This window comes from Salinifilum ghardaiensis (assembly GCF_054491345.1).
The window spans coordinates 317,690-337,060 of sequence record NZ_CM137101.1; the positions used below are offsets into that span (position 1 = coordinate 317,690).

Genomic DNA, 19,371 nt, shown 5'->3' on the forward strand with positions numbered 1-19,371 from the left:
ATCCGCGCCGGCCCGGCGGAACTGCGAGATCCCCGGCGGAGTGCGCGTGCTCCGCCGCAGGTTCTGCGGCGCGGCAGGACCGGGTGCGGGAAGGGGTCCGCGGGCGGGGTGCCGCCCGCGGGGGAGGAAAGGTGCGGGCGAAAACGCGGCGGGAAACACCGCGGCCGCCGCGGCGGCGGAATGGGAACGGAGCCGGCGGGCGGGGAATCCGCCCCGGGTGAGTGCGTAATCGGAGTTCTTGCGCTAGCCTAGCCGTACGAATAATCGTCGGCGACGGCTTTGCCACCCCTGCGAGGGAGATCTGCCTCGGGCGCGCATCTCCGGGAGCGCCTTCCCGCGGAGATGTCCCGAGGAGATGGTCGCTGTCCCGCTATTGCTGAAATAACCCGGGGAGGACTTCGAGGATGGCACAGAAGGTCACGGTCCAGCTGGTGGACGACATGGACGGCGGCGAGGCCGTGGAAACCGTGGAGTTCGGTTTGGACGGTGTCTCTTACCAGATTGATCTGTCCGAGGACAACGCCGCCGAGTTGCGGGACGCCCTGGCGAACTACGTCTCCAATGCGCGGCGCGCCGGCGGGCGGAAGAAGCCGGGGCCGAAGCCGTCGACCCCTTCCCGCTCCAAGTCCAGCGGCTCGGCCACCACGGCCGACCGGGAGCAGAATCAGGCGATTCGGGAATGGGCGCGCAAGCGCGGTTTGAAGGTCTCGGATCGCGGCCGGATTCCCGCCGACATCGTGGAGCAGTACCACAAGGCGCACTGAGCGCGGTGCGCTGAATCGAACAGCGGGCCGCGGCCGTCTCCGCCGCGGTCCGCTCGTCGTCACGCCATTTTCCCCGGCGGGCCACCGGCGGGCGGGAGGCGTTCCGGGATCCTCCGGGGCGCCTCCCACCCGCGAAACGTGCGCGCCGCACGTCCCTCCGGCCGGCACCCGCCCAGTCGCACCCGGCCAGTCCTTCCGGCCAGTCGCACCCGGTCGGCCGCGCCCGCCCCTCCACCGCGTGATCCGATCCCGCTCTCCCGCCTCCGCGGTCGCGCTCAGTGCCCGCTGACCAGCGGTGTGTGCATTTCTCGAGAAATGCACACACCACCCGATCCGGTGATCTCTCCGCGCGTGGTGGGCTGCACGCCCGGACCCCGCTGCTTTCCGCGCTCCCCGCCCCCGGGGTTCCGTTCCGCGCTCCCGGCCCGGGTGTTCCGGGTGCTCCCGCGGGGGCGTTCCGGGTGCTCCGTGGCTCAGGCGGGGCGGCTCAGGCGGGGCGGGCCGCAGGTGCCGGCGGTGTGCTCGCATCCGGCTCCCGCGGATCCCGTGACCGGGGTGTGATCTCCGACATCCTCACCCACCCTGTCGGGTGTCCGTTAGGTGGGCCTAACCTAACCGGGGCGAGTTCGGTGAGTGGTCAGGAGACGGATGTGAAGCGCAGCGTGGCCGCCGGCGCGCACCAACGAGGGCCGGTGGAGTCCCCGCCGGAACCGGAGCCGGAGCAGCGGCGCGCGCGACCGGAACCGGACCGGTCGGGGGTGCAGCAGCGGCGGCGGCGACGGCTCACCGGCCTCGGCGTCCTCGCCCTGCTGCTCGCGTTCGGCGCGGTGCTCAGCATCGCCATCGGCGCGAAGACGATCCCGGTCGCCGAGGTGTGGCGCGCGCTGACCGGCGGCGCCGGCGTCTCCGCGGAGAACGTGCTGATCGTGCGGGAGCTCCGCGTCCCGCGCACGCTCCTCGGCGCGCTCGTCGGGGCGTGCCTGGGGCTGGCCGGTGCGCTCATGCAGGGCCACACGCGCAACTCGATCGCCGACCCCGGCATCCTCGGCATCACCCACGGCGCCGCGGTCGGCGTCGTGCTCGCCACCTACGTCTTCGGCATCAGCTCGCTGCTCGGCTCGGTGTGGTTCGCCTTCGCCGGGGCGCTGCTCGGGTCCGTGGCGGTGTTCATCATCGGCACGCTCGGCGGTCGCGGCGCGCCCAGCCCCGTCACCCTCGCGCTGGCGGGCATGGCGATCAGCTACTTGCTGCAGGGCATCACCTCGGGGCTGGTGCTCACCGACCAGGAGAGCCTCAACGCCTACCGGTTCTGGAAGGTCGGCTCCATCGCGATCGACAACCCCGAGGTGGCGCTGCAGGTGCTGCCGCTGCTGCTCGTGGGCATCGTGATCGCCCTCGGCAACGCCCCCGCCCTGAACGCGCTGTCCCTCGGCGAGGACGTCGCCCGCTCGCTCGGACACCGGATCGCCCGGGCCCGCCGCCTCGGCATCCTGGCGATCGCGGTGCTCGTGGGCGGGGCCGTGGCCCTGTGCGGGCCGATCGGCTTCGTCGGGCTGATCGTGCCGCACGTCGCGCGGTTCTTCACCGGCGCCGACTACCGGTGGGTGCTGCCGTTCTCCGCGCTGCTCGGCGGGGCGGTGGTGCTGCTGGCCGACGTGGTGGGCCGCGTGGTCGCCCGGCCCGCCGAGGTGCAGGTCGGCGTGATGCTGGCGATGGTCGGCGCCCCGTTCTTCATCGCCCTGGTTCGGCGCAGGAAGTTGGTGCGGTTGTGACCCGGATGGTGCAGGAGGCCGCGCGCGTGCCCGGGCGGCGCCCGGTGCGCTTCGGCGCGCTGTCCGGGGTGCTGCGCTGGCGCCCGCTGCTGGCGCTGCTCGGTTCGGCCGCGGTGCTGCTGCTGGTGTTCCTGCTCAACGTGGGCCTCGGTGACTACCCCCTCGGTCCGGGGCGGGTGTTCCTCGCGCTGTTCGGCGGGGGAGACCCGGCCTCGCAGGTCATCGTGACCGAGCTGCGCCTGCCGCGGTCGCTGGTGGGGCTGCTCGTCGGCGCGGCGCTGGGCCTGTCCGGCGCGATCATGCAGGCGCTGCTGCGCAACCCGCTGGCCAGCCCCGACATGCTGGGCATCACCTGGGGGGCGGGAACCGCCGCGACCGCGGTGATCGTCTTCGGCGGCAGCGCGGGCACCGCCACCGGCCTGGTGGCCACGTTCGGCCTGCCCGCGGTGGCGCTGCTCGGCGGTCTCGGCACCGGGCTGGCGGTGTACCTGCTGGCCTACCGCCGCGGGGTGGACTCCTACCGGCTCGTCCTCGTCGGCGTCGGCGCCAGCGCGTTCACCGGCAACGCCACGTTCTGGCTGCTCTCGCTCGGCGACGTCAACGACGCCGGCCGTGCGATGGTGTGGCTGACCGGCAGCCTCAACGCGCGCGGCTGGGAGGACGTGGGGCCGGTCGCGCTGGCGCTCGCGGTGATCGTCCCGCTGAGCCTCGTCGGCGCGCACGTGCTCGGTGCGCTGCAGTTCGACGACGACACCATCCGCGGTCTCGGGGTGCGGATGAACACCGCGCGCGGGGCGCTGCTGCTCGGCGCGGTGGCGCTGGCCTCGGTGGCCACGGCCGCGGCGGGCCCGATCGTGTTCGTCGCGCTGGCCACGCCGCAGATCGCGCTGCGGCTGGCGCGCGCACCCCGGCCGCCGCTGCTGACCTCGGCGGTGCTCGGTGCGGTGCTGGTGCTCGGTTCCGACCTCATCGCCCGCACCGCCTTCGGCGTGATCGAACTGCCGGTGGGGGTCGTCACCGCGGTCCTCGGCGCGCCGTACCTGATCTACCTGCTCGTTCGCCGGTACCGGGAGGCCCGAGTATGACGAGTTCGATGGCATCCGAACAGGTGGCCGCGGCCACGACCACCGACGCGCGGCTGCGCGCCCGCGACCTGCAGCTGGCCTACGGCGAGCGGGTCGTCGTCGACGGGCTCGACCTCGACGTCCTCGACGGGGCGATCACCGCGATCATCGGGCCGAACGGGTGCGGCAAGTCCACGCTGCTGCGCGCCCTGGGGCGGCTGCTGCGGCCCCGGTCGGGGCAGGTGCTGCTGGACGGCGCGCAGATCCACGGCATGTCCACCAAGCAGGTGGCGAAGGTGCTGGGCATGCTGCCGCAGTCGCCGGTGGCCCCGGAGGGTCTGACGGTGGCGGACCTGGTGGCGCGCGGCCGGCACCCGCACCAGGCGTGGTACCGGCAGTGGTCCTCCGACGACGAGGGGGCGGTGGCCGAGGCGCTGGAGCTGACCGGCATCGCGGAGCTGGCCGACCGCCCGCTGGACGAGCTCTCCGGCGGGCAGCGCCAGCGCGCCTGGTTGTCCATGGTGCTGGCCCAGGGCACGGATCTGCTCATGCTCGACGAGCCGACGACGTACCTGGACCTGTCGCACCAGGTGGACGTGCTCGAGCTGATCGAGTCGTTGCACGCCGGGAGCGGGCGGACGGTGGCGATGGTGCTGCACGACCTGAACCTCGCCGCGCGCTACGCGCAGCGGCTCGTGGCCATGGCCGACGGGGAGGTCGTCGCCGCCGGCGCTCCGGAGGAGGTCATCACCGAGCCGCTGCTGGCCGAGGTGTTCGGGCTGGAGGCCAGGGTGATCACCGATCCGGTCGCGGGCGGCCCGCTGGTGGTGCCCGTCGCGGGGCGCCGGTCCGCGAGCGGGTGATCGCGCCCGGCGCTCGGGACTGCTCCGATCGGGCGATGCGCGGGCCTCCGGCGGGGGTGCGCGCGTAGTCTCGGCGGAGAGCTGCCCTCTTCGGAGGCCCCGCACCCGCCCGGGTCGGGCCGCGGTCGGGGTCGTGCGGTGCGGCGGGTGAGCGGGCGGACGGCACGTCCGCGACGCGGGTGCTGTTCGCGCTGGGCGGACATCGCGGTCCGCTCCTGGAACCTGCGGGAATGCCGCTGGTCAGTGGGCCGTTGTTCGCGTCGTCGTAGCAGAATGTGTGCTGTCAGCCGCCGTCGGGCACGGACCGCTACCGGGCCGGCCTACTACAGTGGTCGCAGGAAACGCTGATACCCGTCGTGGACATCGGCTCGTCGACCTTCGGTAGTCGACCCCGGGAGGCGGTGGCCGTGTCCCGGTACGAGACCGCCGGCGCAGCAGTCAGGGAGTGCGAATGTTCGAAAGGTTCACCGACCGCGCGAGGCGGGTGGTCGTCCTGGCCCAGGAGGAGGCCAGGATGCTCAACCACAACTACATCGGCACCGAGCACATTCTCCTGGGCTTGATCCACGAGGGTGAGGGTGTCGCCGCCAAGGCGCTGGAGTCGCTGGGAATCGCGCTGGAGGGCGTGCGCCAGCAGGTCGAGGAGATCATCGGCCAGGGCCAGCAGGCACCGAGCGGGCACATCCCGTTCACCCCGCGGGCGAAGAAGGTCCTCGAGCTGTCGCTGCGGGAGGCGTTGCAGCTCGGTCACAACTACATCGGCACCGAGCACATCCTGCTCGGCCTGATCCGCGAGGGCGAGGGCGTGGCCGCGCAGGTGCTGGTCAAGCTCGGCGCCGACCTCAACCGGGTGCGGCAGCAGGTGCTGCAGCTGCTGTCCGGTTACCAGGGCAAGGAGCCGGCGGAGTCCGGCAGCGGCCGCAGCGAGGGCACCCCGTCCTCGTCGCTGGTGCTGGACCAGTTCGGCCGCAACCTCACCCAGAACGCGCGCGAGGGCAAGCTCGACCCGGTCATCGGCCGGGAGAAGGAAGTCGAGCGCATCATGCAGGTGCTCTCGCGGCGCACGAAGAACAACCCGGTGCTCATCGGCGAGGCCGGCGTCGGCAAGACCGCCGTCGTGGAGGGCCTGGCCGCGCAGGTCGTCAAGGGCGACGTTCCCGAGACGCTCAAGGAAAAGCAGCTCTACACGCTGGACCTCGGCTCGCTGGTGGCCGGGTCGCGCTACCGCGGCGACTTCGAGGAGCGCCTGAAGAAGGTGCTCAAGGAGATCAAGACCCGCGGGGACATCATCCTGTTCATCGACGAGATCCACACGCTCGTCGGCGCCGGTGCGGCCGAGGGCGCGATCGACGCGGCCAGCATCCTCAAGCCGATGCTCGCGCGGGGTGAGCTGCAGACCATCGGCGCCACCACGATGGAGGAGTACCGCAAGTACGTCGAGAAGGACCCGGCGCTGGAGCGCCGCTTCCAGCCGATCCAGGTCGGCGAGCCGTCCCTGGAGCACTCGGTGGAGATCCTCAAGGGGCTGCGCGACCGCTACGAGGCGCACCACCGCGTGTCCATCACCGACGGGGCGCTGGCTTCGGCGGCGAGCCTGGCCGACCGCTACATCAACGACCGGTACCTGCCGGACAAGGCGATCGACCTCATCGACGAGGCCGGTGCGCGGATGCGCATCCGCCGGATGACCGCTCCGCCGGACCTGCGCGAGTACGACGAGAAGATCGCCGAGGTCCGCCGCGAGAAGGAGTCCTCGATCGACGGTCAGGACTTCGAGCGCGCCGCTCGCCTGCGTGACGAGGAGAAGCAGCTCATCACGCAGAAGGAGGAGCGGGAGCAGCAGTGGAAGGCCGGCGACCTCGACGTCGTCGCCGAGGTCGACGAGGAGCAGATCGCGGAGGTGCTGGCCAGCTGGACCGGCATCCCGGTGTTCAAGTTGACCGAGGAGGAGACCTCCCGGCTGCTGCGGATGGAGGACGAGCTGCACAAGCGGGTCATCGGCCAGGACGACGCGGTCAAGGCCGTGTCGCAGGCGATCCGCCGCACGCGCGCGGGGCTGAAGGACCCCAAGCGCCCGTCCGGCTCGTTCATCTTCGCCGGCCCCTCCGGGGTGGGCAAGACCGAGCTGTCCAAGTCGCTGGCGGAGTTCCTCTTCGGCGATGACGACGCCCTGGTGCAGATCGACATGGGCGAGTTCCACGACCGCTACACCGCCTCGCGGCTGTTCGGCGCGCCCCCGGGCTACGTCGGCTACGAGGAGGGCGGTCAGCTCACCGAGAAGGTGCGGCGCAAGCCGTTCTCGGTGGTGCTGTTCGACGAGATCGAGAAGGCGCACCAGGAGATCTACAACACGCTGCTGCAGGTGTTGGAGGACGGGCGGCTCACCGACGGGCAGGGCCGCACGGTGGACTTCAAGAACACGGTGCTGATCTTCACCTCGAACCTGGGCACCGGCGACATCTCCAAGACCGTGGGCCTGGGCTTCTCCTCGGGGGCGGAGCAGGAGACCGACTACGAGCGGATGAAGTCCAAGGTCAACGAGGAGATGAAGAAGCACTTCCGGCCGGAGTTCCTCAACCGCATCGACGACGTGATCGTGTTCCACCAGCTCACGCGCGACGAGATCGTGCAGATGGTGGACCTGCTGACCAGCCGGGTGGAGAAGGCGCTCAAGTCGAAGGACATGTCGCTGGAGCTGACCGACAAGGCCAAGAGCCTGCTGGGCCGCCGCGGGTTCGATCCGGTGCTGGGTGCGCGGCCGCTGCGGCGCACGATCCAGCGGGAGATCGAGGACAAGCTCTCCGAGAAGATCCTCTTCGGCGAGATCGACCCCGGCCAGATCGTCGTCATCGACGTGGACGGCTGGGACGGGGAAGGCTCCGACGAGGACGCCACCTTCACCTTCCGCGGCGAGAGCAAGCCCGCGGCCGTCCCGGACGCCCCGCCGGTGGGCGTCCGCTCCTCCTCGGACGAGCAGTCCGAGGGCACCACCTCCGACGAGGAGAACGAGGAGTGAGCTGCGGAGCGCACCTCCGCCGCTGACGGGCGGACGCGCGAGGCATCCCTGCTGGCGGCCCCCGCACCTGCGCGGTGCGGGGGCCGCAGCGCGTTCGACGGGGTTTTCGGCACCGCGGCAGGAGCGCCGGGGTCGTGCAGCAGCGGTGAGCCGTCGCGGCCTCCGCGCCGAGGAACCGGCCGGTCGTGCGGCGCGGGAGGCAGGTGCTGTGCGGCAACCCCGGTGCTCGCGCTGAACATCCCCACAACACTGGTATCGCGAGTGATACCGTTGTGGCATGTCCATGACGCTGCGACTGTCGGACGAGGAAGCGCGAGCACTGCGCCAGCGCGCCGATCTCGAATCCCGCTCGATGCAGGAAGTGGCGCGGCAAGCCGTGCGGGAGTACGTCGAGAACCACAGCCGCGTGGATTTGCTGGACCAGGTCCTCGACGAGGAGCTGCCGCGGTACGCCGAGGCGTTGGAACGTCTCGCGCAGTGATCTACCTCGGCCTCGAGGACCTGTTCCACGTCGCCGAACGCACGCTGGGGGGCCGCCCCGCGGTGCGCGACGTCGGTCTGCTGCAAGCGGCAGTGGCTCGACCGCAGGCCACCGCCTTCGGTGGGGAAGCGTATCCACGCGTCGTCGACAAGGCCGCGGCCTTGCTGCACTCGCTCGCGCGCAACCATGCCCTGGTCGACGGCAACAAGCGCCTCTCCCTGGCCGCGACACTGGCTTTTCTCGGTATCAACGGGTGGCGATTGACGTTCGACAACGATCAGGCCTATGACCTGGTCATCGCGGTCGCCTCAGGTGAGCTCGACGACGTGGCCGCACTGGCGGAACGCCTCGCCGGGGGCGTGCAGCAGCGGTGAGCCGCCGCGACCTCCGCGCCGCGGAACCCCGGCTGCTCGGGCGGTGCGGCGAACGCGCCGCGGGGGCTGCTCAGCGGGGCCGCTCGTCCCGCTCGCCGCCCGCTTCGCCCGCCTCGCCGAGCGCGGGCAGCTGAGCGCTCGCCCCCGGCTGCCACCCCGCCTGCGCCCCCTCCTCCGCGTGAGTCCGGTCCTCCGCCTGCGCCCGGTTGCGGCGCAGCCGCAGCGCGACGAACGCGACGAGCGCGGCCGCGGCGGCGAGCACGACCGCGCGGGAGAACGCGCCGGCGTAGCGCTCGACCAGGTGCCAGCTCGCCCCGAGCCGGTAGCCGAGCAGGATGAACGCCGCGTTCCACGCGGCGCTGCCGCCGGCGGTGAACAGGACGAACAGCGGCAGCGGCATCCGCTCCACACCCGCGGGCACGGACACGAGGCTGCGGAACATCGGCAGCATCCGGCCGAAGAACACGGCTTTGCCGCCGTGGCGGTGGAACCACGCCTCCGTGCGGTCCACGTCGGACTCCTTCAGCAGCGGCAGGCGCAGCACCAGCGCCCGCGTGCGCTCCCGCCCGAGCTTCGCGCCGAGCCAGTACAGCGCGAGGGCGCCGACGACCGAGCCGACCGTGGTCCACACGATCGCCGCGAGCAGCGACATCCCGCCCCGGCTGGCGGCGAACCCGGCGAACGGCAGGACGAACTCGCTCGGAAGCGGCGGGAAGACGTTCTCGAGCGCGATGGCGGCTCCCGCGCCGGGCGCCCCCAGCGCGCTCATCGCGCCGTTGATCCGGTCGGCGATCCCGGCGGAGCCGGCGGCGAGCGGAACGGTCGAGTCCATGGGTGCTCCGTGATCGGGGAACGGCGCAGCGGCCCGGGCGCGAGGCATCCGGCAGCACCCATCGTTCCAGCGGAGCGCGCCACGATCGTCCGGATTGGTGCCGACCTGGGGATACCTCCCCGCCCCGGACGGCGTGATGCGCACCACGGCGGGCACGCGCGGTGGTCTCGCCCGCCCCCGGCCCGCACGGCGCGCAGCGGTTCCCGAGACCAGGCGGATCGGTTAACGTTTGCGGCCACGACGGGCGTGGCGGAAGATCGTCCGGTATCGCACGGTGGGCCACTGCGAGGGAGCGTCGATGAACGGACCAGGCGGGACCGGCGCGCAGTTCAGCCCGGAGATCGGGGAGACCTTCGAGCCGGCGAGGGTGTCGCGGCGGGCCTGGATCGGGCGGTTCCTCGGCCCCGCGCTGGCGCTCGCCGCGTACTTCCTGCTCCCGACCGGGCCGGACGGGCTCAGCGACGACGCCCGCGGAGTGGCCGCGCTGGCCGTGCTCATGGCCGTGTGGTGGATGACCGAGGCGATGCCGCTGGCGGCGACCGCGCTGCTGCCCATCGCACTGCTGCCGCCGCTGGCGGGCATGGACGTCGAGGACGCGACCTCGCCGTACGCCAGCGACACGATCTTCCTGTTCATGGGCGGGTTCATGCTCGCCCTGGCGATGCAGCGCTGGGGCCTGCACCGGCGGATCGCGCTGCGCACCGTCCTGGCGGTGGGGACGAAGCCGAACCGGGTGATCGGCGGGTTCATGCTCGCCACCGCGTTCCTGTCCATGTGGATCAGCAACACGGCCACCGCCGTGATGATGCTGCCGATCGGCCTGTCGGTGCTCCGGCTCGTCTTCGAGCGGGTGGAGGGCCACTCCGCGCCCCGCTTCGACCCGTCCGACCCGGGGGCGGGCCGGTTCGCCACCGCGCTGATGCTGGCGATCGCCTACTCCACGAGCATGGGCTCGCTGGCCACGCTGATCGGCACGCCGCCGAACCTGTTCATGGCCGGTTTCCTGTCCGACAACTACGGCATCGACATCGGCTTCGGCCAGTGGATGCTGTTCGGGCTGCCGCTGTCGGTGGTGCTGCTCCTGCTCGGGTGGTTGCTGCTCACCCGGGTGCTGTACCGGACGACGCTGCGCGAGATCCCCGGCGGGCGGGAGCTGTTCCGCGAGCAGCTGCACACCATGGGGCCGATGGGCCGCGGTGAGCGGATCGTCCTCGTCGTCTTCGCCTGCACCGCGCTGCTGTGGATGACGCGGGAACCGCTGGACGCGCTGCTGCCGTGGCTGAACATCTCGGACGCGGGCATCGGCATCACCGCGGCCGTGGTGCTGTTCCTGCTGCCCGTCGACCCCCGCTCCGGCGTGTTCGCCCTGGACTGGTCCTCGACGGCGCACCTGCCGTGGGGGGTGCTGCTGCTGTTCGGCGGCGGGCTGTCGCTGTCCGGCGGGATCTCCGACAGCGGGTTGGACTCGTTCATCGGCGACACGGTCGGCGCGTTCGGCGGCGTGCCGCTCGTGGTGCTCGTCGTGATCGCCGCGCTGGCCGTGCTCGTGCTCACGGAGATGACCAGCAACACGGCCACCGCGGCCACGTTCCTGCCGATCCTGGCGGGAGTGGCGCTGGGGTTGTCGCTGGACCCGCTGCTGCTGGTCGTCCCGGCCGCGCTCGCGGCGAGCTGCGCGTTCATGCTGCCGGTGGCCACCCCGCCGAACGCGATCGTCTTCGGCTCCGGCTACGTGACCATCCCGCAGATGGTCCGCACCGGCGTCTGGCTGAACCTGGCCTCGATCGTGCTGATCCCCGCCGTGGTGTACACGCTGGGGCTGCTCGTCCTCGGCATCACCCTGTAGCCGAACCTTGTCAGGTCGTTTGCGCACGGACTTCCGGCAGCAGGACCTCGCGCACTCCTCTCGGAGCGAGACGCCATTGGAGGTCCACCGCGTCGGCCGATCCGCGCGGCTCCTAAGGGGCCGCGCGGATTGGCGGCCATGTACTCGACCGCACCGGCCCGTCAGGCAAGCGGCACAGCCGCTTCATCGCCACGTACGCAGAGCTCCCCGCCGCGGGTTCTCCGGCGCCGCCTCGCGAGGACAGCCCCGACGTTGTGTAGGTGGCTACCCGATGTCGGGGATCCCGGAGCGAGGTGCCGCCGGAGGTTCCGCCACCGGCCCCACGACGCCGGCCAATCCGTGGACTCTCTAAGCCCGCTTGCGGTAGGCGTACATGGCCAGGGGGAGGAACACGGCCACGATGCCGAGCATCCACACCGCGGTCGCGCCGAGCGGGCCGGCCACGGGGCCGCCGATCATGAGCCCGCGGGCCGTGTCGGCCAGCTGCGTGACCGGGTTGACGTCGACCCACGCCTGCAGCCACCCGGGCATGGTTTCGGCGGGTACGAACACGTTGCTGGCCATGGTCAGCGGGAACATGAACGACATGGCCACGCCGGGCAGCGCCTGCTGGCTGCGGATCAGCATCCCCAGGAACACGGTGATCCAGCACATGGCCAGGGCGAAGGCGATGACCACGACCACGGCGCCGAGCACGGCCAGCGGCCCCGTCTGCACCCGGAAGCCCATGAGGGTGGCCACGGCGAGCAGTACCGCGATGGACAGCAGGTAGCGGAAGATGTCGCCGAGGACGGCTCCGACCAGCGGGGAGCTGCGCGCGATCGGCAGGCTGCGGAAGCGGTCGAACACGCCCTTGCTGATGTCGGTGTTCAGCTGCATGCCCGTGCCGAGGCTGGCGAAGACCATGTTCATCGCCAGCACGCCGGGCAAGGTGCGCTGCAGGTAGGCGCCCGTGTCCCCGGTGATCGCCCCGCCGAACAGGTACACGAACATCACGAGGAACAGGATCGGCTGGATCGTGACGTCGATGAGCGCTTCCGGGGACTTGCGGATCTTCAGGATGCTGCGCCACGACAGCGTGAACCCGTGCCGCAGTCCGCGGAGGAAGCCGACCCGGCGCGTGGACGGCACGTTCCCGGCCGCCGCGCGGGACTCGACTTGTAACGTGCTGGTCATGCCGCCTCTCCCGAATCCTCAGCGGAGTGCTCGTCGGTGCTCGGCCGGCCGGTGATCGACAGGAACACGTCGTCCAAACTGGGCAGTCGCAGCGCCAGTTCGCTCGCGGTGATCCCCTGGTCGTCGAGCTTTCGCACCACAGTGGACAGAACGGAGGAGTCGTCGACGGGCACCGCCAGCAGACCGGTTTCCTCGTGCGCGGTCGGTTCGGAGCGCACCTCCTCGGCGAGGATCCGCCGCACGCGCGGCATGTCGGCCGGGTCGGCGGGGCGCACCTGCAGCGTCTGACCGCCGACGCGCTGCTTGAGCTCGGGAGCGCGCCCGTCGGCGACGACGGAACCGTGGTCGATCACGCTGATGCGGTCGGCCAGCTGATCCGCCTCCTCCAGGTACTGCGTCGTCAGCAGCACCGTGACCCCGTCGGCGGTCAGCCCGCGCACGAGGTCCCACACCTGGTTGCGGCTGCGCGGGTCCAGCCCCGTGGTCGGCTCGTCCAGGAACAGCACCTCCGGTCGCGCCACGAGGCTCGCAGCCAGGTCCAGGCGGCGCCGCATGCCGCCCGAGTACGTCTTCAGCGCGCGGTCGCCCGCCTCGGCCAGCCCGAACCGGTCGAGCAGCTCGCGGGCGCGGGCCCGCGCGTCCCGGCGCCGCATCTCCAGCAGGCGCCCCAGCAGCACCAGGTTCTCGCGGCCGGTGAGCTCCTCGTCGACCGAGGCGTACTGGCCGGTGAGCCCGATGCGCGCGCGGACGGCGAACGGCTGCCGCGCCACGTCGAAGCCGGCGACCGAAGCGGAACCGCCGTCGGCCCGCAGCAGGGTCGCCAGGATGCGCACCGCGGTGGTCTTGCCCGCGCCGTTCGGGCCGAGGACCCCGTGGACCGTGCCCGCGGGAACCTCCAGGTCCACACCCGACAGCGCGGTGTGCGCGCCGAAGCGCTTGATCAGCCCTCGGGCGCGAATCGCGTGGTCCATGCCCCTCTCCTCGTCGTGCTCCGCGGGCGTCCGCCCAACCGCCGAGTATCCACGGCGCCGGCGGTGAACGCCCGTGATTTTTCGGATCCGGCGCCCGAAGAGCACCCCGCTGCGGCGGGGGCGAGCGCGCCGGCGGAGCCGCGCGGAACGGGTGGTAGGGAGGTGGCATGCAAGCAACAGCGGGCGGGCGGACCACCACCGCGGTGCTGTGGACCGGCGCCGCGGCCCTGCTGGTGTGGCTGGGCGCGCCCCGCCTCGGGTGGGACGCGGCGAGCCGCTGGCTGGTGGCCGCGACCGCGCTGACCCAGTACGCGGTGCTGCTCGGCGCGGTGCTGCTGATCGCTGCGCTGCTGCTGCGGCGGTGGCCGTGCGCCGCGGCGCTCGGCGTGGTCACCGCGCTGCTGCTGGCCGCGGTGCTCCCGCGCGCCGTGCCCGACACCGCCGCGGCCGGCGACTCCGCGCCCGACGCCGCCGCTGGTGAGGCCGCCTCCGGTGAACTGCGGGTGCTGACCGTCAACGCCTTCTTCGGCCGCGCCGAAGCCGAGCGGATCGTGCGCGCGGTGCGGGCCGGGGACGTCGACGTGCTCGCGGTGCAGGAGCTGACCCCGCGGCTGGCCGGGCGGTTGGACCGCGCGGGGCTGCGTTCGGCGCTGCCGCACCGCGTGTGGCACCCGGCCGCGGGTGCCGGCGGATCCGGCATCGCCGCGCGGTTCCCGCTGCGGGAGCGGGACCTCGCCGGCGCGACGACGATGGCGCACCCGGCCGCGCGGATCCGGATGCCCGGTGGGAGGCAGGTGGACCTCGTGTCGGTGCACCCGCTCTACCCGATGGGGGCGGGCACGGTCGCGCGCTGGAACCGCGACCTCGGCGCGCTGCCGCCGCCCGCGCGCGGGCGGGTGCCGCTGGTCCTCGCCGGGGACTTCAACGCGACGCTGGACCACTCGCCGCTGCGGGAGCTGCTCGGCCGCGGCTACCGGGACGCCGGTGCCGCCACCGGCAACGGCCTCGTCCCGACCTGGCCGGTGGGGCGGCTCGCCCCGCCGGTGACGATCGACCACGTGCTCACCAGCGGGCCGGTCAGCGCGTCCGGCTACCGCGCGCAGCGCATCGCCGGTACGGACCACCGGGCGCTGCTGGTCGAGCTGTCCCTGACCGGGGAGCGGTCGGGCAGCGCCCCCGGGGCGCGCTCGGGCAGCGGTGGCTGAGCGGTCTCAGCCCTCGGCGTTCGTCCCCGGGCCGGAGGTGAGCACGACCTCGAACTCCAGCAGCGAGGCACCGCTCGAGACGGGGGACCGGTGCTCGGTCGCGTGGGCCTCCTTGCCCGGCCCGTTGAACCACTGCTGGAAGTGCTCCTCCGACTCCCACTTGGTGTAGACGAAGTAGCGGTTGTCGCCCTTGGTGGGACGCAGGAGTTCGAAGCCGAGGAAGCCGGGGGTGTTGTCCACGGCGCCCTGGCGCTCGCTGAAGCGCCGCTCCAGCTCGGCCTCGGATCCCTCGGGCACCTCGATCGCGTTGATCTTCACGACTGCCATGTCCCCAGACTACGCACCCGCGGCGGCACCTGCGCCGCCCAGATGTGATGTCCGGGGACGTTGTTCAGCCGGGTGACTGTGAGCTTCCTCGTGCCGGCGCGCCAGCACCGAAGGGCCGCACGCAGCCGAACCCGCTGCGGGAGGTCCCGCTGCGAAAGCCCCCGTGCAAAACGACCCGACGATGTCCTGCTAGACCTCGATCTGCGGGTGCAGCCGCCCCGGGGTCCACATCCGGCGCCGCAGCACGGTCAGCGTCGTCAACCCGAGGAAGACCACGAGCACGCAGCCGAGCACGACGAGATCGCGCACCAGGTGCTCGGTCAACCCGCCGGAGATCGTGACACGCAGGCCGTCCACGAGGTAGGTCATCGGCAGGTACGGGTGGATCGCCTGGAACGGGGCCGGGGTGGTCTCCATCGGGTACAAGCCCCCGGAGGCGGTCAGCTGCAGGATGAGCAGCACCAGCGACAGCAGCTTGCCGACCGCGCCGAAGGCGGTGCGCAGGAAGTGGTCGATGGCGACGAACGCCAGCGCGGCCAGGCTCACCAGGCCGATCGTCCACCCCGCGTGCACGGGGTTCAGCCCGAGCCCGAAGTCCACCGCGGTGTAGAGGACCATCCCGCCGAGCACGCCCAGCGCCCCCGCGGGCAGGAAACCGCCCAGCGCCAGCGAGAGGACCGAGGCCCGCCCGGCCAGCGCGCGCGCGTTGAACGGTTGCAGCACCAGGTAGGCGAACAGGCCGAACACCCACAGCGCGATGCCGAAGAAGAACGGCGCGAGCCCGCGCCCGTACACGTGCGCCGGGTTCAGGTTCCGCTCCTCGATGGTGGTCGGCGAGCCCAGCACGTCCGCGGCCCGCGCCACCTGCGACGGGTCCGTCGGCGGGATGCGGTCGAGGCTGTCGGTGACCAGCTCGTGCAGCCGCTGCGCGCTCTCGCTCATCTGCTGGGCCCCGGTGTGCAGCGTCCGCCCCTGCGACTGCAGCGTCTGCAGACCGCTGACGATGCCGGGCATGCCTCCGGCCAGCTGCGACGTCCCGGTCGTCATCGTGTCGACGGGGGCGCGCACGGAGCGGACCTTCGCCTGCAGCTGGTCCATCCCGTTCTGCATGGCGACGGCGCGCTCGTTGGCCCCCCGCGCGGCGCGCAGCCCCTGCGCGGCCCGCTCGTCGGCGCGCGCCGCGGCCGCGGCGGCCTCGCGCGCCCGGTCGAGCGCCGCGGTATAGGCGGAGTCCTCGCGCAGCTCCGGGTGGCGCTGGCCGAGGCGCTCCAACGCGTCCGCGGACTGCTGCGCCCGCGGCCGAACCGTTCCCGTCGCCTGCTTGACCGCCGACATGCCGCTGGCCGCGGTGTCGGTGGTGCGCGCCATCGCGTCCACCGCGCGGGGCAGCTCCCCGGCGGCCGCGTCGGTCAGCTCGGTCATCTGCTGGTCGAGCTGCCTGCTCGCCCGGGCCAGGGTGCTGACCCCGTCGGAGAGCCGTCCGGTGCCGTCCACGATGTCGCCGAGGCCCTCGCTGAGGTTGCTCGTGCCCTGCTCGGCCAGGTTCGTGCCGTCGACGAGCCCGCGCGTGGCCTCGGAAGCGGTGTTGAGCCGGTCGCGGATGCGGTCGAGCTCGCCGTACAGCGCCCGCGCGTAGCTGGTGTGCGCGGCCGCGTTGACCTGGTTCTGCAGTTCCGAGCGGACCGTGTCGGCCATGATCCCGGCGATGTAGCCGTTCGCGTCGTTCTTGGTGATGTGCAGCTGCGCCCGCTGCGGATCGGGTTCGCCGGCGGTGGCGAGCTTCGCGCTGAAATCGCGCGGCACCGAGATCGTGAAGTAGTACGTGCCGTCCCGGAGGCCCCGCTGCGCCCGGTCGCCGTCCACGAAGTGCCAGTCGAACGTGTCGCTGATCTTGAGCTGCTCCACGAACTGGTTGCCGGCGTCGATGACCTGGCCGCGGTACTCGACCGGGCGGTCGTCGTTGACCACCGCGACCGGGATGCGGTCCAACCGCCCGTACGGGTCCCAGTTCGACCACAGGTACAGCGCGCCGTACAGCAGCGGCACGAGGACCAGCACCACCGGGACGAGCCGCCGCAGCGGTCCCCGGAACCTGAGCAGCTCCAGCCGGGCGAGGGTGAACGCTTTCATCGGGGGTCCTCGACGGTCGGCAGCACCTCGGTGTCCCCCCGCCGGCCCCGCGGCCGGGCGTCCGGGACCGGCGCCTCGGTGCGCTCGTCCGCGCCGCCGGGGCCGAACACGTCGGCGGGAGGGGGGAGGCGGACCACGTCCACCGGCGTGGCGGGCGGGTCGGTGGCCGAGGCCACGACGGTCATGCCCGTGCGGGTCAGCGTGTGCAGCGCGCCCCACACCCGCGCCCGCTGCCCGAGCGGCAGTCCCGCTTCGACGTCGTCGAGGACGAGACCGGCGGGCCGGCGGGACGCGCACAGCGCGAGCGCGAGCAGCGTGCGCTCCACCGCGGACAGCTCGCGGATGAGCGCCCGCGGGGTGAGCTCGAGCCCCACCAGCTCGCAGGCCCGGTCGAGGTCCGCGTCCGCGATCCGGTTGACCGAGCGGTGCTCGGCCACCGCCTCGCGGACGCGGTGGTTCGGCTCCAGCTCGAACCCGGGCGAGGCGCGCGCCGGGAGCACCAGGCGGCGCACCGCGCGCGCCCCGGAGGGCAGGATCTTCCCGGCGACCTCCAGGTGGCCGGCGAGGAGGCGCATCCGCCCGCACAGCGCGAGCAGCAGCGTGGTGCGGCCGGTGCCGCCCGGCCCGGTGATCACGGTGAGATCACCGGGCCGGACCTGCAGGTCGACGTTGGCGAACACGATGCCCTCCGGCCCCTTCGCGGTGAGCCCGCGTCCGAGGGCGGCGATCCCGTCGATCTCCATCGCGTTCCTCTCCCCGGGTGGCACCTGCGCGCCCTCGCCCGCCACCGCGCTGCGGGCGCGGTGGCGGGACGCCGTCCGGAGGGGCGGCAGTGCCGGGCGGAGTCGGCAGTGCCGGGCGGAGTCGGCAGTGCCGGGCGCGGGCGGCAGCAGGCGCTCCGGGCGGCAACATTCCACAGTGGAGTATCGACCGCGCCGTGCGCAGCGGGGTGCAACCGGGGCCGGCGTGCTGCTGAAGGAACCCGAAAGGATGAGACCGGACGATCGGACCGCTGTCCGGGGCGGGAGGTCGGGGCAGCTGGTAGGTCGGGGCAGCTGGGAGCAGGTGGCTGCCCGAGGTGGGGGATCCCGCAGCGAGGCCCCGTTCCCCCGCCCGACCCGCTGCACCAGCCGGTCCGCGGACTCCCTAACCCCGCAGCGACTCGTGCTCGCCGGAGCGCGTGTCCACCACGGCGACGTCCCGGATGCCCGCGCGCACCGGCTCCACCGGGTGCAGCGCGGTGACACCGGCGGCCAGCTGCGCGCTCGTCAGCCCGCGGGCGAGCGTGCAGTGCGGGATCCACGCGCCCGGCAGGTAGTGCGCCGAGGGGGCGCGCACCCTGCCGGCGAGCACGTCGTGCACCGCCGAGTGCAGCGCGAGCACCTCGGTGTCCACCACCGCCGCCAGCAGCAGCACGTTGTCCGGATCGGGGAACGTGCCCAGCGTGTACAGCCACAGCTGCGGCACCGCCAGCACGGAGAGCTCGGAGCGCAGCGCGCGCCGCGCGGCCGCGGGGATCGACCCGGCCACGGCGAGCGTCACGTGCGGGCGCCCGCCGCCCGCCGGCACCCCCGCGTCCACGAGGCGTCCCCGCAGCGAGCGGATCGCCTCCTCCGCGGTCTCGTCGAGCAGCAGCTCCAGCGCGTCGGCCATCCCCGTCCTCGGTGCTCGCCGCGTCCTCAGTGCTCGCCGGGCAGGGCGAAGCGGCCGTCCTCGGTCTGCTCCACCAGACCGTCCACGAGCAGCGAGTGCAGGCAGCGGTCCCGCTGGCCCGGCTCGGACCACGCGGCGTCCAGGGCGGAGCGCTCGACCGGTCCGGGGGCGCCGCGCAGCACGTCGAGCAGCCTGCCGCGCACCTGCCGGTCCGTGCCGGCGAACTTCTGCACCTTCTTCGGCGGGCCCGCGTACTCCGGCTTGCCCGCGTGCACCCAGGCGCAGCCGTGCGCGACCGGGCAGACCTCGCACGCCGGCGAGCGGGCGGTGCACACCGTCTGCCCCAGCTCCATCAGCGCCGCCGACATCCGCGCCGCCGTGCGGTCGTCGCGCGGCAGCAGCGCGTCCACGTCGTCCAGATCGCGCTTGCTCGCCGACGGAGCCGCGTCTCCCTCGCCGTGCACGGCGCGCGCGACGACGCGCCGCACGTTCGTGTCCACCACCGGCGCGCGGCGGCCGTAGGCGAACGCGGCCACGGCCCGCGCCGTGTACGTGCCGATGCCGGGCAGTGCCAGCAGCGCGTCCACATCGGCGGGCACCACGTCGCCGTGCTCGGCGGCGATCCGGCCCGCCGCCTCGTGCAGGCGCTGCGCGCGGCGGGGGTAGCCGAGCTTGCCCCAGGCGCGCAGCACCTCGCCCGGGCTCTCCGCGGCCAGGTCGGAGGGCTTCGGCCAGCGCCGCATCCACTCCTCCCAGATCGGCCGCACCCGGTTGACCGGTGTCTGCTGCAGCATGGTCTCGCTGACCAGCACGCCCCAGCCGGTCACGCCGGGCGCGCGCCACGGCAGGTGGCGGGCGTTGCGCTCGAACCAGTCGACGAGCTCGGTCGGTTCGAAC

17 protein-coding genes are annotated in these 19,371 nt (G+C 72.9%); 9 read left to right on the top strand and 8 right to left on the bottom strand.

The window, feature by feature from the left end:
* Window positions 1–404: 404 nt before the first annotated feature.
* The 7 genes from ACVGV0_RS01440 (at window position 405) to ACVGV0_RS01470 (ending at window position 8,334) form a co-directional block, all read left to right on the top strand.
* On the top strand, window positions 405–764 hold the full coding sequence (locus tag ACVGV0_RS01440; RefSeq protein ID WP_459158036.1) for a histone-like nucleoid-structuring protein Lsr2: 360 nt from the start codon (window positions 405–407) through the stop codon (window positions 762–764).
* Between the two features lie 650 nt (window positions 765–1,414).
* A complete protein-coding gene (locus ACVGV0_RS01445) occupies window positions 1,415–2,536 on the top strand; it encodes a FecCD family ABC transporter permease (protein WP_459158037.1) in 1,122 nt (373 codons plus the stop codon).
* A 5-nt stretch (window positions 2,537–2,541) separates the two neighbouring features.
* Window positions 2,542–3,621 carry a FecCD family ABC transporter permease gene (locus ACVGV0_RS01450; protein WP_459159884.1) on the top strand — a complete coding sequence of 360 codons (1,080 nt, stop codon included), beginning with the start codon at window positions 2,542–2,544 and terminating at the stop codon, window positions 3,619–3,621.
* Window positions 3,622–3,629: 8 nt separating this feature from the next.
* On the top strand, window positions 3,630–4,463 hold the full coding sequence (locus tag ACVGV0_RS01455) for an ABC transporter ATP-binding protein (RefSeq protein WP_459158038.1): 834 nt from the start codon (window positions 3,630–3,632) through the stop codon (window positions 4,461–4,463).
* 451 nt (window positions 4,464–4,914) lie between these two features.
* Entirely contained in the window at window positions 4,915–7,479 is a 2,565-nt protein-coding gene (locus tag ACVGV0_RS01460) for an ATP-dependent Clp protease ATP-binding subunit (RefSeq protein WP_459158039.1), read from the top strand.
* A 277-nt stretch (window positions 7,480–7,756) separates the two neighbouring features.
* Complete coding sequence (locus tag ACVGV0_RS01465) at window positions 7,757–7,960, top strand: DUF6290 family protein (RefSeq protein ID WP_459158040.1); 204 nt, start codon at window positions 7,757–7,759, stop codon at window positions 7,958–7,960.
* Window positions 7,957–8,334 (top strand): type II toxin-antitoxin system death-on-curing family toxin, encoded by a 378-nt coding sequence (locus tag ACVGV0_RS01470; RefSeq protein ID WP_459158041.1) that lies wholly within the window; start codon window positions 7,957–7,959, stop codon window positions 8,332–8,334. The genes ACVGV0_RS01465 and ACVGV0_RS01470 overlap by 4 nt, the downstream gene beginning before the upstream one ends.
* A gap of 70 nt (window positions 8,335–8,404) precedes the next feature.
* On the opposite strand, the gene ACVGV0_RS01475 is transcribed toward ACVGV0_RS01470, so the two are convergent.
* The gene (locus tag ACVGV0_RS01475) at window positions 8,405–9,166 is read right to left on the bottom strand and encodes a DedA family protein (RefSeq protein ID WP_459158042.1); all 762 of its coding nucleotides are present in this window, start codon (window positions 9,164–9,166) and stop codon (window positions 8,405–8,407) included.
* A 298-nt stretch (window positions 9,167–9,464) separates the two neighbouring features.
* Here ACVGV0_RS01475 and ACVGV0_RS01480 point away from each other — a divergent pair, with 298 nt between their 5' ends.
* A complete protein-coding gene (locus ACVGV0_RS01480) occupies window positions 9,465–11,012 on the top strand; it encodes an SLC13 family permease (protein WP_459158043.1) in 1,548 nt (515 codons plus the stop codon).
* Between the two features lie 348 nt (window positions 11,013–11,360).
* Here ACVGV0_RS01480 and ACVGV0_RS01485 read toward each other — a convergent pair whose 3' ends face one another.
* Complete coding sequence (locus tag ACVGV0_RS01485) at window positions 11,361–12,188, bottom strand: ABC transporter permease (RefSeq protein ID WP_459158044.1); 828 nt, start codon at window positions 12,186–12,188, stop codon at window positions 11,361–11,363.
* Window positions 12,185–13,159 (bottom strand): ATP-binding cassette domain-containing protein, encoded by a 975-nt coding sequence (locus ACVGV0_RS01490; RefSeq protein ID WP_459158045.1) that lies wholly within the window; start codon window positions 13,157–13,159, stop codon window positions 12,185–12,187. Before ACVGV0_RS01490 ends, ACVGV0_RS01485 begins: the two co-directional genes overlap by 4 nt.
* Before the next feature lie 167 nt (window positions 13,160–13,326).
* Here ACVGV0_RS01490 and ACVGV0_RS01495 point away from each other — a divergent pair, with 167 nt between their 5' ends.
* On the top strand, window positions 13,327–14,364 hold the full coding sequence (locus ACVGV0_RS01495) for an endonuclease/exonuclease/phosphatase family protein (protein WP_459158046.1): 1,038 nt from the start codon (window positions 13,327–13,329) through the stop codon (window positions 14,362–14,364).
* A 6-nt stretch (window positions 14,365–14,370) separates the two neighbouring features.
* Here ACVGV0_RS01495 and ACVGV0_RS01500 read toward each other — a convergent pair whose 3' ends face one another.
* The 5 genes from ACVGV0_RS01500 to ACVGV0_RS01520 form a co-directional block, all read right to left on the bottom strand.
* Window positions 14,371–14,691: an antibiotic biosynthesis monooxygenase family protein gene (locus ACVGV0_RS01500; protein ID WP_459158047.1), complete on the bottom strand. Its 321-nt coding sequence runs from the start codon at window positions 14,689–14,691 to the stop codon at window positions 14,371–14,373.
* A gap of 189 nt (window positions 14,692–14,880) precedes the next feature.
* The gene (locus ACVGV0_RS01505) at window positions 14,881–16,821 is read right to left on the bottom strand and encodes a YhgE/Pip family protein (RefSeq protein ID WP_459158048.1); all 1,941 of its coding nucleotides are present in this window, start codon (window positions 16,819–16,821) and stop codon (window positions 14,881–14,883) included.
* Complete coding sequence (locus ACVGV0_RS01510) at window positions 16,818–17,564, bottom strand: ATP-binding cassette domain-containing protein (protein ID WP_459158049.1); 747 nt, start codon at window positions 17,562–17,564, stop codon at window positions 16,818–16,820. The genes ACVGV0_RS01505 and ACVGV0_RS01510 overlap by 4 nt, the downstream gene beginning before the upstream one ends.
* A gap of 403 nt (window positions 17,565–17,967) precedes the next feature.
* The gene (locus ACVGV0_RS01515; protein WP_459158050.1) at window positions 17,968–18,474 is read right to left on the bottom strand and encodes a 2'-5' RNA ligase family protein; all 507 of its coding nucleotides are present in this window, start codon (window positions 18,472–18,474) and stop codon (window positions 17,968–17,970) included.
* Window positions 18,475–18,500: 26 nt separating this feature from the next.
* Window positions 18,501–19,322 carry an HhH-GPD family protein gene (locus ACVGV0_RS01520; RefSeq protein ID WP_459159885.1) on the bottom strand — a complete coding sequence of 274 codons (822 nt, stop codon included), beginning with the start codon at window positions 19,320–19,322 and terminating at the stop codon, window positions 18,501–18,503.
* Window positions 19,323–19,371: the final 49 nt, after the last annotated feature.

Coding starts and splice junctions, on each gene's coding strand:
- ACVGV0_RS01440 (WP_459158036.1), top strand. CDS start 405: ATGGCACAGAAGGTCACGGTCCAGCTGGTGGACGACATGGACGGCGGC.
- ACVGV0_RS01450 (WP_459159884.1), top strand. CDS start 2,542: ATGGTGCAGGAGGCCGCGCGCGTGCCCGGGCGGCGCCCGGTGCGCTTC.
- ACVGV0_RS01455 (WP_459158038.1), top strand. CDS start 3,630: ATGGCATCCGAACAGGTGGCCGCGGCCACGACCACCGACGCGCGGCTG.
- ACVGV0_RS01460 (WP_459158039.1), top strand. CDS start 4,915: ATGTTCGAAAGGTTCACCGACCGCGCGAGGCGGGTGGTCGTCCTGGCC.
- ACVGV0_RS01465 (WP_459158040.1), top strand. CDS start 7,757: ATGTCCATGACGCTGCGACTGTCGGACGAGGAAGCGCGAGCACTGCGC.
- ACVGV0_RS01475 (WP_459158042.1), bottom strand. CDS start 9,166: ATGGACTCGACCGTTCCGCTCGCCGCCGGCTCCGCCGGGATCGCCGAC.
- ACVGV0_RS01480 (WP_459158043.1), top strand. CDS start 9,465: ATGAACGGACCAGGCGGGACCGGCGCGCAGTTCAGCCCGGAGATCGGG.
- ACVGV0_RS01485 (WP_459158044.1), bottom strand. CDS start 12,188: ATGACCAGCACGTTACAAGTCGAGTCCCGCGCGGCGGCCGGGAACGTG.
- ACVGV0_RS01490 (WP_459158045.1), bottom strand. CDS start 13,159: ATGGACCACGCGATTCGCGCCCGAGGGCTGATCAAGCGCTTCGGCGCG.
- ACVGV0_RS01495 (WP_459158046.1), top strand. CDS start 13,327: ATGCAAGCAACAGCGGGCGGGCGGACCACCACCGCGGTGCTGTGGACC.
- ACVGV0_RS01500 (WP_459158047.1), bottom strand. CDS start 14,691: ATGGCAGTCGTGAAGATCAACGCGATCGAGGTGCCCGAGGGATCCGAG.
- ACVGV0_RS01505 (WP_459158048.1), bottom strand. CDS start 16,821: ATGAAAGCGTTCACCCTCGCCCGGCTGGAGCTGCTCAGGTTCCGGGGA.
- ACVGV0_RS01510 (WP_459158049.1), bottom strand. CDS start 17,564: ATGGAGATCGACGGGATCGCCGCCCTCGGACGCGGGCTCACCGCGAAG.
- ACVGV0_RS01515 (WP_459158050.1), bottom strand. CDS start 18,474: ATGGCCGACGCGCTGGAGCTGCTGCTCGACGAGACCGCGGAGGAGGCG.